Annotated in this window: 11 protein-coding genes; 1 reads left to right on the top strand and 10 read right to left on the bottom strand. The window is 47.1% G+C overall.

Going from position 1 to position 12179, the window contains the following annotated elements; translation table 11 throughout:
* Positions 1 to 80: 80 nt before the first annotated feature.
* The 6 genes from POF51_RS12635 to speE all read right to left on the bottom strand — a co-directional run bounded on the left by POF51_RS12635 (position 81) and on the right by speE (position 5661).
* Entirely contained in the window at positions 81 to 1499 is a 1419-nt protein-coding gene (locus POF51_RS12635; RefSeq protein WP_069851075.1) for a sigma-54 interaction domain-containing protein, read from the bottom strand.
* 77 nt (positions 1500 to 1576) lie between these two features.
* Positions 1577 to 1969, bottom strand: a complete 393-nt coding sequence (locus tag POF51_RS12630) for a membrane protein (protein ID WP_017252408.1) — start codon at positions 1967 to 1969, stop codon at positions 1577 to 1579.
* Positions 1970 to 2043: 74 nt separating this feature from the next.
* Complete coding sequence (locus POF51_RS12625; protein WP_047069857.1) at positions 2044 to 2457, bottom strand: DUF1934 domain-containing protein; 414 nt, start codon at positions 2455 to 2457, stop codon at positions 2044 to 2046.
* A 55-nt stretch (positions 2458 to 2512) separates the two neighbouring features.
* A complete protein-coding gene (locus tag POF51_RS12620) occupies positions 2513 to 3757 on the bottom strand; it encodes an MFS transporter (protein WP_069851080.1) in 1245 nt (414 codons plus the stop codon).
* 181 nt (positions 3758 to 3938) lie between these two features.
* Entirely contained in the window at positions 3939 to 4808 is an 870-nt protein-coding gene (speB, locus tag POF51_RS12615; protein ID WP_017252411.1) for an agmatinase, read from the bottom strand.
* Between the two features lie 19 nt (positions 4809 to 4827).
* On the bottom strand, positions 4828 to 5661 hold the full coding sequence (gene speE / locus POF51_RS12610) for a polyamine aminopropyltransferase (protein WP_026043396.1): 834 nt from the start codon (positions 5659 to 5661) through the stop codon (positions 4828 to 4830).
* Between the two features lie 195 nt (positions 5662 to 5856).
* On the opposite strand from speE, the gene POF51_RS12605 reads away from it, so the two are divergent.
* A complete protein-coding gene (locus POF51_RS12605) occupies positions 5857 to 7908 on the top strand; it encodes a transglycosylase domain-containing protein (protein ID WP_069851082.1) in 2052 nt (683 codons plus the stop codon).
* A gap of 50 nt (positions 7909 to 7958) precedes the next feature.
* On the opposite strand, the gene POF51_RS12600 is transcribed toward POF51_RS12605, so the two are convergent.
* The 4 genes from POF51_RS12600 to POF51_RS12585 form a co-directional block, all read right to left on the bottom strand.
* The gene (locus tag POF51_RS12600) at positions 7959 to 8216 is read right to left on the bottom strand and encodes a hypothetical protein (protein WP_017252414.1); all 258 of its coding nucleotides are present in this window, start codon (positions 8214 to 8216) and stop codon (positions 7959 to 7961) included.
* Between the two features lie 239 nt (positions 8217 to 8455).
* Complete coding sequence (locus POF51_RS12595; RefSeq protein WP_069851084.1) at positions 8456 to 8953, bottom strand: YwhD family protein; 498 nt, start codon at positions 8951 to 8953, stop codon at positions 8456 to 8458.
* Between the two features lie 83 nt (positions 8954 to 9036).
* On the bottom strand, positions 9037 to 9369 hold the full coding sequence (locus POF51_RS12590) for a hypothetical protein (RefSeq protein WP_069851086.1): 333 nt from the start codon (positions 9367 to 9369) through the stop codon (positions 9037 to 9039).
* 26 nt (positions 9370 to 9395) lie between these two features.
* Positions 9396 to 12161 (bottom strand): lipase/acyltransferase domain-containing protein, encoded by a 2766-nt coding sequence (locus POF51_RS12585; protein ID WP_271755458.1) that lies wholly within the window; start codon positions 12159 to 12161, stop codon positions 9396 to 9398.
* Positions 12162 to 12179: the final 18 nt, after the last annotated feature.

The following is a 12179-nucleotide window of genomic DNA, read 5'->3' as shown; positions in this document are numbered from 1 at the left end:
TTTAGAAAATAAGGAATAGAGCGTTTCGTGAGCGCTTCTTATCCATTTGATCCTTCGCGAGTATGCCGAATTTTCGGCAATCAACAGGGAGGGATCATCCGCTGCGAGAGCTTGTATTGCAGTGTCTGTCTGGGGATGCCCAAGAGCTTGGCAGCACGAAGTACATTGCCGTCCGTTTGCTGCATCGCATCTTTGATCACCTTTTCCTCTACCTCACGCAAAATCTCGGGCAGCGTACAGCCTTCCTTTGATAAAAGTTGTGCCGAAATAGGTGCTTCATTTTTCTCAGACTGCGAGCGTTCCAGCAAATGAGCTGGAAGATGATCCAACAAAATGATGTCCGACTCCACCATATTCATGGCTGCTTCTATGACATGTTCCAGTTCACGTACGTTCCCCGGCCAATCATACGCAGCAAACAAACTAGCCACTTCATCGCTGATTCCACGCACATTCATACCGAAGATCCGGTTGAACTTTTGCAAGAAATGATCGATCAGCATATCCACATCTTCTCTGCGCTCGCGCAATGGCGGCAGCTCAAAAGAGACGACGTTGATCCGGTAATACAGGTCGGTTCGCATGATTCCTCGCTCCACGAGTGACCGTGGTGCTTCGTTGACTGCGGCGATTACTCGTACATCCACTTTGGTCGACTGGCTCCCGCCGATCCGTCTGATCTGACCGTCCTGGAGGACTCGCAGCAGCTTTGCTTGCAAATCGAGCGGCATGCTGTTCAGTTCATCCAGAAATAGAGTACCACCGTCCGCCAGCTCGAATAACCCTGGCCGATCATCGGCTCCTGTGAAGCTTCCTTTTGTCGTGCCAAACAGCAAGCTTTCGAGCAGCGCGGCCGGCAGTGCGGCACAGTTTTGCGCGATGAATGGCTTACTGCTGCGGACAGACGCGTGGTGAATAGATTGGACAAACAGTTCTTTTCCCGTCCCGGTTTCGCCGTATATCAACACGGGAGAAGTTGTCCGCGCAGCTTTTCGAGCGCGTTCTTTGAGGCGCTTCATTTTTTCACTCATCGTCAAAATGTCTTCGAAATGGAAAGTCGTTTCATCCACCGAGCGTTTTGTCCGTTTCGGCTTGCTAATCTGGGCCTGAAGATCAACCAAACGCTCCGACAGTTCTTTTAGCTTGCCGATATCCTTCGCCACCTCGACTGCCCCGACTAACCTTTTGCCTACTCTCACTGGAAGTGTCGTGTTGATTGTCTCTACGCGCATTCCCTTCCAGTTCTTATATGTCTGTGTCTGGTTGTAGATTGATTCGCCACTATCGATGACACGAAGCAGGGTACTCGACTGTCGATCAAGCGAAGGAAAAACCTCCAACAATGGCTTCCCCAACACCTCTTCTGAGGTCAGCCCATCGAGCTTAGCTGCGACGTGATTGTAGAAAATCGTAATGCCATTAGCGTCCACAACGTGAATTCCTTCATCGATAGCGCCCAAGATCGCCTGCAACATTTCTACCGTATCTGACAACGGCATCCTGGCTTTCACTCCTTCCTTCCATTCATGCTGCCAAAAAATCATCACTTCGCCGAATATTCGGCACTTTTACAAGATTATCGATTACGCCCTACCTGAATGGCAAGCATTGCGGTATACAATAAATGTCCCAATACCCAGATGAAAAACGCTGTCAAACTCATCGCGGATTGACTCAACAGGCTAAATGGGAAAAACGCGACAGAAAAACCGAGCATCCAGTACAGCAAGTATCGTACCGATCGGGCTTTTCGTTCCCGCGGGTAAAAGTGCATGAGAAAAAAGGCGACGATCACACTAATCAGCAGATGAATCAATAGTTCTACAATAGAGGGCAGGTTTTCCATGCCCGGTACATAGCTGACATCAATTAAAACGGGAAAGGTATTGGTATCAAACAAACCATCTCCGAGCGCCAAAAAAGCAGCAAGACCCAGACCGGCTATTAGTCCATTTGTGAGTACAAACATGCTGTATCCCCCTTTCACTTCAGCCGCAAGTAATCCTATTGTACGTGCAAAAAACCGCCCTTGCAAAGGGCGGCTTATTTTCCTAGCTCGATTTTCAGCTCATGCTCACCAGCATACTGCTCATTCATCCATAGCTGGTACGCGATTTCTACCTGTACAGGAACCTCTGCTTCGTAGCGGATTCGCAGTTTGTTCGTATGCGTCTCCATTGCAAACGGACCATAGGGACTTTGATAGGTAGAATGGGTGCTGGCTCCTTTTTCGAATTGCTGTCTGGTTGAAACTCCGCCCTGACGAACCAGAGTAATGGACGTATCTGTCAACTTCAGTGTCGTGCTTACTTCGCCTACGCCTTCCATCTGCTCTTTGTAGGTCAAGTACCACGCGGATGCCTTTTGTACGCGCTTGCCTTCATAGCTGTGTGTCGTTTCTTCCCAGTTGCCTTCGACATGATGCCGCGCCGTCAATTTCACTTGTATGTCTTGCATGCTGCTTCCACACTCCACTTTCTTTCGCTTCCCATTTATCCCTACATTCTACCCTTCATCGCTCTGGTGTGGCAACCGCCGCCTCCGCTTTGGCATCAGCCAGCAGGTATCTCATGGTAGCAGCAATCCCGATCGCCGCAAGCAACAGCAGACCTGCCAACACCAAGTACCCGACTCCTGCCCCCGTGTAATCGATCATAGCCGTAAACAAACCAATAAGGACCAAACGCATCATCATGCCGATTGAGTTAAAAAAGCTCATCACCCGCCCCATCTGATGCTTCGGCACAACTGTCATATAGAGCGATTGCCGAATCAAGCGCACGGAAGCGTTACTCCACCCGTAAAACGTGTACGCCGCAATTAATGCCCAGCCATACGGCAAAGCAACCATGACAACAATGGCAATCGCGAACAACAACGTATTGACGATCATGGCTGCCAGCTGCCCCATCTTGCGAACGACGATCGCAACGAGTAGACCTGCCGCCACGGCACCCAGTGCATACGTGACTTCACCTAGTGAATAAACCGAGACACCCTCCTGCAGCGTTTGGCTTATGTAAACAGGCTTCAATAAGTTCGTCGCCATAACAGCAATGAAGGGCATGAGTGCCGATATGCCAAACAGCAGGAATCCTTTCTTTTGCCGAATGTACCGCCAGCTTTCCATCAGCTGCCCCGTCCAAGCGACACCCTGGCTTTGCTTCGCTTCTTTTTCCAGCGTGAAGGTATACGTCATGGTAGACAGCAAGGTAAAGGCGAACAAGTAGGTAATCGCATTGAAAATAATCACCACATGCAGCCCGTAGGAGCTAAGCAAAATCCCTGCAAACGCGCCAGCAAGAACAGATGCAGTCTGTCCTTCGATCTCGAGCAGACTATTGATGCTGTTGTAATGCTTGGGCTCAAACGTCTCCTGAACCAGTGCGGACTGCGTCGGGTAATGAATTTGGTACATAAAAGTCGTCGTCAAATAGATAACAATCAGCATCCACTCGGTGTACTCTCCGAAAAAGCCCCAGATCGCAAGCACGCCAAGCACGCCAAATCCGATCAAGTTTTCTACCAGCAGCATTTTTTTGCGGGAATAACGATCGATGAGCGTCCCGATATACGGCCCGATGAAAAACATCAGTACCGCAGAAGTAAACATGGTGGAGCCCAAAAGTTGAGCAGAGCCTGTCGTTTCCACGAGGAACCAAGCAATCCCGATCATCGTCATGCCTTGCCCAAAGCCGGAGAACAGATTGGAAAAGAACAGCTTTCGAAATGGTGCGTAGGCAAATACTTCTCTCATGCAGACAACTCCTTTGTAAAAAAACCTCCGTCGACTGTTAAATCATCTCACTATTATGATTGTACTGACAATTTTATACTTTGTAAACTAAAATGTTTATTAATTGAATTGAACGTTTACCACCAATAAGAAAAGCCCCCGGTTCTTTTACAAAAACCGGGGGCTTATTTACGCGGATATCTTATTTCACAAAGCTCAAGAGCAGCTCGCGAACGATTTTGGATGCCGCAATTTGCGTCATTTCACTATGGTCATACACAGGAGCAACCTCCACCAGGTCACAACCGATGACATTCGCACCGTTGTTTGCCATGAAGTGAATGGTATCGAGCAACTCACGAGACGTGATGCCGCCTGCTTCTGTTGTGCCTGTTCCCGGAGCGTGCGCAGGGTCCAATACATCGATGTCAATCGACAGGTAGATTGGACGGTTGCCGATAGTAGGCAGCACTTGCTTCACTGGCTCCAGTACATCGTATTTGTACAGATGCATGTTTTCTTTTGCCCACTCGAACTCATCTTTCATACCGCTGCGGATACCGAAAGAGTAAACATTTTTGCCGCCGATCAGGTTGCATACCTTTTTGATCGGGGTGGAGTGGGAGTATTCGTATCCCTCGTAGTTGTCGCGCAGGTCTGTATGCGCGTCAAAGTGGAATACGACCATATCCTTGTACTTTTCATAAACCGCTTGGAATACTGGCCAGGAAACCAAGTGTTCTCCGCCCAGACCCAATGGGAACTTGCCATCTGCCAATACTTTTGCCACGAATGTACGGATCGCATCCAGGCTACCTTCCACGTTTCCGAAAGGAAGTGGAATATCGCCAGCATCAAAGTATTTGATGTCTTCCAACAGCCTGTCCAAGTACGGGCTGTACTCTTCCAGACCGATAGAAACCTCACGAATACGGGCAGGGCCAAAACGAGAGCCCGGACGGAAGCTCACTGTCCAGTCCATCGGCATACCGTAAATAACGGCTTGGCTTTCCTCGTAATTCCCGTGACTACGGATAAAAACATTTCCAGAGTATGCTTCGTCAAAACGCATAGGTGTTGTTCTCCCCCGATTAGTCGCGGGTCAGCTCAGCCACAAAGTTAGGCAGTTTGAAAGCAGCGTGGTGAACTTCCGCATTGTAGTATTTGGTGCCCAAATCTTTGATTTTCGCTGGATCTACTTCCAACGGATCGTGTTGCTTGGATGCGATGGTGAAGCTCCACAGTCCGGATGGATAAGTAGGGATGCTGCAAGTGTAGAGACGAGTAACCGGGAAGATCGATTTCAGGTCTTTGAACACGCGCTTGATCAGTTCACGGTTGAACCAAGGAGATTCCGTTTGAGCAACCATGATGCCGTCTGGTTTCAAAGCATCGTGAATGCCTTGGTAGAAACCTTTTTCGAACAGACCTACAGCTGGGCCAACTGGCTCTGTAGAGTCAACCATGATCACATCGTACTCACCTTTGTGGTCATGAATATGTTTAATACCATCGATGACTTGTACATCTACACGCGGATTGCCTGTCAATGCACTCGCAATCTCAGGGAAATATTTTTTGCAAGACTCAATGACGCCACCGTCGATTTCAGCCAGAACTGCTTTTTCTACAGACGCGTGCTTTACGATTTCACGAATAGCACCGCCATCGCCGCCGCCTACAACCAGAACCTTTTTCGGGTTTGGATGCGTATTCAACGCGATATGAGAAATCATTTCATGGTAGACAAACTCATCGACATCGGTAGTCATAACCATGCCGTCGAGCACTAACATGCGACCAAACTGCTTCGTATTAATTACGTCGATTTGTTGAAACTCGGATTTCTCACTGTATAGGGTTTCTGTAATTTTCGTTGTTATCCCGTGATTTTCCGTCTGTTTTTCGGTGTACCACAATTCCATGTTCATGGCTATGTAACCTCCTTCAATTAACCGCATGAAAATACATATAACAAGAAAATTATAGTAGCTGTCTTCCAAATTGCAAGATATTTTTCTAGCAAGGAAAGTTTAACCAGCTTGCAAGCGACACATACTACTAGTAACGTAGTATGTCCTATTTTATTGATTCAACCGCAGAAAGGAGGAGAGGCACACATGGAAGTCATTCGCGAAGCCCCATTGCTGCGCTATTTGCGTTGGGCTAAGAAATTCGTAAAATTTACCATTCTCAGCCTATTATGTTTCTCTTTTGCCATCTTGCTACTCATTTTGTACTTACGCTCTCAACCACTCCCGGAAACGTTTGTGAAGCAAACCACGACGATTTACGCTTCCAATGGAGAGGTTTTGGATACGATGCACCGTGGCGAGAACCGGATTTCTGTGCCACTTGCAGAGATTTCACCCGCATTGCTTGATGCGACTATTGCGATCGAGGACCGTTCGTTCCGCGAACATTTCGGTTTTGATTGGAAACGATTAGCCATGGCCGCTTATGTCGATGTCATTAACATGGACAAGCGCCAGGGTGCCAGCACCATCACTCAACAATTGGCAAGAAATCTGTACCTCAGCTTGGACAAGACATGGGAGCGAAAAATCAAAGAAGCTTTGCTTTCGATTCAACTTGAGCTGAATTACAGCAAGGATGAAATATTAGAAATGTACGTGAATCAGATTTATTATGGTCACTCAGCTTATGGGGTACAAGCTGCTGCCCAAACCTATTTCGGCAAGAACGCCAAAGATTTGACGGTTGCAGAGAGCGCCATGCTGGCAGGCATCCCAAAAGGTCCTACTTATTATTCACCATTTGTCGATTTAGAACGCGCCAAAGCCAGACAAAAGCTCATTTTGAATGCCATGGAGCGTGACAATCTACTGACATCGAAGGAAGTAGAGCAAGCCTACGCGGAACCAATCAAGCTGAAACAGCGAACAAACGAGAATGTAACCGAGCCAGCTCCTTATTTCCGCGATTACATCGCCAATTTGGTAAAAAACAAATATGGCATCGACGAAGAAAAATTTATTCATGGAGGCCTGAAAATCCATACGACCCTTGATCCAGTCGTACAAAAAAAAGCCGAGGATATTGTCGCCTCCGTCTTACCGAAGAACAATCCGAATTTGCAAGTAGCCCTCGTCGCCATGGACCCAACTACCGGCTATATTAAAGCGATGGTAGGTGGACGTGACTACAAGGTGAGTCAGTTCAATCGCGTGCTTGGCAAGCGGCAGCCCGGTTCCTCCTTCAAGCCGATCATGTATTTGTCAGCCTTGCAAAACGGCTATACACCGCTCACTTTGATGAAAAGCGAACCGACCGTTTTTACCTACGATAACAATAAGCAGTACATCCCCGGCAATTTTGGTGGAAAATATGCAAACGCACTGATCAACATGCGCGAAGCAATCAAAACTTCCGACAACATTTATGCCGTCAAGACCATTGATTTTCTCGGGCCACAAAAAGTGGTGGATCAGGCAATGCAATTAGGTATCACCAGCTCGATGCAAGCAGTTCCCTCTCTGGCACTGGGAACTTCACCTATATCCCCCTTGGAGTTAAACGCAGCTTATGCAGCAATTGTCAACAAGGGACAAGCAGTGAAGCCCGTTGCTATCACCTCCATTGAGGACAGTGAGGGCAACATTTTGGTCGAAGAAAAACCGGAGAAAACACAGGTAGCCGATCCTGTCGCGTCTGCTCTCTTAGTGAATATGATGCAAAGTGTATTTGAACAAGGCGGTACGGGATATCGCGTAGCTGGCGAAATGAACCGACCGGTAGCAGGGAAAACAGGATCTACGGATTATGACGCTTGGCTGAGTGGGTTCACTCCGCAGCTAGTCTCTACCGTATGGGTAGGTTACGACAAAAATCAAAAGGTCGATGATGTAAAGGAAGGCTATCTGTCCAAAAAAATCTGGGCCCAGTTCATGGAAAGTGCGCTTAAAGGTCAACCCCCTGCACTCTTTGACATGCCAGCTGGTGTGGTTTCTGTCTATATCGATCCCGCTTCTGGAAAACTGGCGACCGAGCATTGTCCGAATCCACAGCTCTTTTATTTTGCCAGCGGAACAGAGCCTCAAGATTACTGCACGGATCACATCCCGACAAATGAGACACCGACACCTTTAAAGCCGCCAGATTCTGCGACCTTCTGGCAGCGCATGGGCAGTTGGTGGAAACCGAATAACTAAAGAAAAAAGGACGTTTCTCTTCATCGAGTACGTCCTTTTTAATATACCTATTAACCTTGCGTGCTCTGATTGTCCCCGCCGCCCACGACTCCATCTCCATCTGCAAAAACATGGTCGTTGACGATTGTAATCAGACCGGCATTATCAAGCTGTTCCAATACTTCAAACAAGCTTTCCCTTTTTCCAGCAGGGAGCTTACTCACAAAGTTGTTTATCTCGGTCGGAGTCACGTGTGTGTGGAAATGGACGCCACCGTGCTTCACAAAATGATCATGCGATTGTTCATTACCACGGAGATCTTCTCCCAATGGGTACCGCCCCTTCCGTCAAACAGTTTGGTTCAATCCCCATTAGTGTTCCGCGATATCCCAAAAACTATGATCAATAAAAGAAATTATATACACAAACAGGGAAAGAGTGACGGCTCTCTCCCTGTTTGTTGACCTAGTGTACATGTTACACAGATATGGAAATAAGTTTACCTGACTTCAATTGTGTGAACAATTGATTTCACGATTTGTTCACAGACCGTTCACGATTTCCAACTTTAGGACAAATTTTGCTTTAATTCCTCGGTGGAGTTCTCAAACATGTCCGCGTTATTATCAATCAAAAGCTTTTTCAGAGCGGCTTTTTCCTTCTCGGATAAGTCGGACAGCATAATACGTCTCTTCATGGAGTAATCCATGCGATTCACGTGATCTGCCAAAATTTTGTAACCCCGACGCGCTTCCCTATCGATTTCCATATAGCACGCGGTTGCCCCTGCATAATAAGGACCAGCTTCATTGCGATCGACGGTTACCCAAACGAGCCAATAAGGCTTTCCATTTGGTACTTCTTCTTTATTCATCGTCCATTTGATGCCCTTTTCTACAGAACTTTTGGCATGCAAGGCACCCATGTCAATGTACGCTTCGTCCCCATCAATAATGACCGAAGACACAGCATTCAGGTCAAGTACACCTTGACCAAAACCTCCGTGTACATCAGTTTTTCCACTCATGATGGTAAAACCACCTTTTTTATTATCAAAAATATCCATTTGAACAACCTCCAGACAATCATTCTCCTTCTTTTTATTCTACTCGAAAAACGTGCGATGACGCAATTTGCCTATGTGCCCAGTTATTTATCCATGGGCTTTTGGGCGTTTCGTTTTTTGTTTACGAGCTGGATGATTTTTTCGATGCCCGACATGATCAGGATCGTAACGACTGCTGTATGGACAGCCATAGCAACCTTCATGACTAACAGTTCACCTAGCATCGTGTCAGAGGGAACAATAAACAGGTAGTACACAAAGCTGATAAAAAGAACACTTAGAAAGATCAGCCAGCCTCGAAAGCCTAACGTGAAGCGAATGAAAGCGGCGATGAGCAAACCGATCAAAGGCCCCGCAAACATCAATGAGAATACGAAAGGACCGAGTATGAACCAGACAAACCAATTATCATCCATTGTCTTACACCCTTTGCTTTTGATGACTACTCATCATAGGAATCCGTAGATTCTTCTACCTCTGCCAGTCCACGCTCATCGAGCACGTAATGTCTGCCTGTTTCTTTGTACCGCTCCGAATCATCTGACGAGAAACGTTTGATCAGAAAGCGCGCTGGCTCCTCTCCCTCTACAGCTACAGGCGGCTGGAATTCCAGGTCTTCACCGTCTCGAACATGGATGACAACGATACGATCGTGATATTCAATAGACAGGTCTTCCCGTACTTCTTTTTTATTGGCGTCGAGCGTAAAGGTCTGGCCGGATTTTTGTATCGTCACTTCAGGAAAGCTTTTGTCATCTTGTGCAATGATGTAATACAGATAGTCAGCATTTTGATCCGGAGCATTGCGCAATCCTGGTTGTAATTCCTCATCTCCCTGTAGCAATCGCGTTACTTGGTCGATGACTTCTGGTATGGTCGGAAGCTTGGCGTGTTCGCCTTTCACGTAGTAACGTTTTTTCATATCCTTCTGGGCGTAATTGGCACTCATATACGGAACGGTACCGTCTCCAACGCCAGGATCGAGAATCGGGGACCATTCGTTATAAAAAGAATCATAAAAGTAACCGAGCAGTGTTACTTGACCTGTACCCACAATGGAATACTGTGGAACATTGATCGTTTTGTTATCCCACTTTTCATGCATCTTGCCGCCATGTCGGACGAGCGGTGCATAGTCGAGGCGAATATTTTTGTCTTTTAAAAACTCGTCGTAGGTGTAGTACTGGATGTTACTCTTTTTCAGGAAGCCAACCGTTTCAAAGTATTTTTTGGAGGGTAACAGCTCGTAAACGGCAGGCGCATAAGAGGAAATCACTTTCCCTGTCTCCTCATCCAGCCAAGGGATCGAAAAATTGTATCCGTGCTTAAGAGCCTGATATGCCCGTGGAGATCCAAGGAAAGGTGTGCCCATATACACGACACGATTCACTTTGCGCTGGTAGGACACGTTGGATAGAAGTGTTTCTTTTACCAAGAGCCCACCCATGCTATGTGCCACCAAATGCACCTGATTTGCCCCGCTTGCTTTCAGTGCAGCATCGATTTCTTCTTTTAGAAGGTTGGCATTTTTGGTGCTGCTGTATCGCCAATCGTACGGCAGTGCAAATAAGGTGCGGTGCTTTTTGTATCCCGCTTTCTCCAGTTCCTTTACCATGCTGTAATACTGTTCGGTAAGTTCTTTTAAAAACGGCGCATAGGAAAGATATTCGATGGCGTAAAAATCATCTTTTTCCGGGTGGATCGTCGCATCACGGACGACTGGCTGTACATCTACACTGTTTGGCTTGATCGGCTCCAAAGAAAGCAGCCTGCGGTGTTTGGGATCATTAATACCAATGAGACTATCGCCAAGTGCCAACCATATTTCCGATCTCTTTCCATTCTGCTCCACTTCGAGTCGCGATCCACCTACTCCCGGAATTAAGATAACTGGGATCGTTCTGTCTCCAATATAAAGACTGTACGAGTTAGCGGTAAATCCCGAGCGTTTGCTAGCCATGACCTTGACTTTGTAGGTTCCAGGATAGGCATTGAAGATCATATGTTCATCCGAATTCTTCGCTTTCTCGGATCTAGCGACAACTTTTCCAGCCTCGTCGAGCAGAAATACGTCCATATCCATTCCAGTAGGGATATCCTTGAGGGAGACCTCCACAGTAGAGGAGAGCTTAACGGATAAGCTGTAAAAATCCACATCTGTCTGTGAATGAAGATTACCTACGATATTTCGTTTATAATCATCTAGCTCGTAGGCCTCTTCCATTGTGTCATTCGGCTCGTACCCATCCGCCTTGCCCCCTCCTTGATCCGCGAAAAAATCAGCTCGCAAGCGGTAATAGTAATCTTTCGAAAACGAGCCCTGCTTTCCAACGACCTTGATGTAGTACCATTTGTCTTTTTCCAGTGCCAGTCCCTCGATAAGCTCAGGCTCATTTCCATGTTGCTCTGAACGGGCAAGCTCCCGCTCCTCCTCATCATACACATACAAATCGTAGTCTTCGTTTGTCTGAATATCTGTGAGGGATATATTCATCTGTCCATTTGTTGTTCCTCTGATTTTCCAAAAATCCACATCATCTTTGCTGCTAATCTTTCCATGGCTGTCCTTTCCATCAAAGAGCCAATCCGATCTGCTTCCCAAGGTGTCATTCGGTTCTACCTCAAAGCGAGCTTCTCTACTGCGCAGTTCCACTTCTCCTGGCTTCTTCTCGCCTGAAAAATGCGCATAAAATTCCTCTGCCAGCCGCGAAAGCTCTTCGTCGGTGGCATCCTGCTCTGGCGGAGCTTCGTTTGGGTCTTCGATCTCTAGTTCAACCAACTCTAACGGTTCTCCCTGATCGGCAGCCATTTCATTCCAAGGCGCCTTTTTGATTTTTATTTTATCTACGGTCGGCTCTATGTGTTCAGGCAACGACAGCTCCCAGCTACGTAACGGCTCTTCTAAATCATCTATGAACATAGTTATCTGGATAGGACTATCATCCATAGGAATTACAGCGAGGGAAATCTGAGACTCCTCGTGAAAAGAACGGGTTTTGCTGTCGATGTTCTGATTGACAGACAGCTCGATTTTATCCGGAGTACCCGATAATTGTGCCTGAAAACGCACCTCTCCCTCGTCGATCCATGCCCACGCCTCCTCTACGAATATCTCCCGTTCATTTGCCCAGCCCTGTTCCACTGTATTTCCCAAGCATAAAGCGAATAGGAGAAGTGCACATAGCAAGCGCCGCGTGATTAATCCCACAAAAATCCCCCTCATCCT

It is taken from the genome of Brevibacillus sp. AG (assembly GCF_028369215.1).
Classification (GTDB): Bacteria; Bacillota; Bacilli; order Brevibacillales; family Brevibacillaceae; genus Brevibacillus; species Brevibacillus porteri.
Note: the sequence above shows the minus strand (reverse complement) of the source record. Positions and strands in the feature narration are given on the sequence as shown.

Bases quoted from the DNA above. Each gene is read 5' to 3' on its own strand.
- POF51_RS12635 (WP_069851075.1), bottom strand. From the start codon at position 1,499: ATGCCGTTGTCAGATACGGTAGAAATGTTGCAGGCGATCTTGGGCGCT.
- POF51_RS12630 (WP_017252408.1), bottom strand. From the start codon at position 1,969: ATGTTTGTACTCACAAATGGACTAATAGCCGGTCTGGGTCTTGCTGCT.
- POF51_RS12625 (WP_047069857.1), bottom strand. From the start codon at position 2,457: ATGCAAGACATACAAGTGAAATTGACGGCGCGGCATCATGTCGAAGGC.
- POF51_RS12620 (WP_069851080.1), bottom strand. From the start codon at position 3,757: ATGAGAGAAGTATTTGCCTACGCACCATTTCGAAAGCTGTTCTTTTCC.
- speB (WP_017252411.1), bottom strand. From the start codon at position 4,808: ATGCGTTTTGACGAAGCATACTCTGGAAATGTTTTTATCCGTAGTCAC.
- speE (WP_026043396.1), bottom strand. From the start codon at position 5,661: ATGGAATTGTGGTACACCGAAAAACAGACGGAAAATCACGGGATAACA.
- POF51_RS12605 (WP_069851082.1), top strand. From the start codon at position 5,857: ATGGAAGTCATTCGCGAAGCCCCATTGCTGCGCTATTTGCGTTGGGCT.
- POF51_RS12595 (WP_069851084.1), bottom strand. From the start codon at position 8,953: ATGGATATTTTTGATAATAAAAAAGGTGGTTTTACCATCATGAGTGGA.
- POF51_RS12590 (WP_069851086.1), bottom strand. From the start codon at position 9,369: ATGGATGATAATTGGTTTGTCTGGTTCATACTCGGTCCTTTCGTATTC.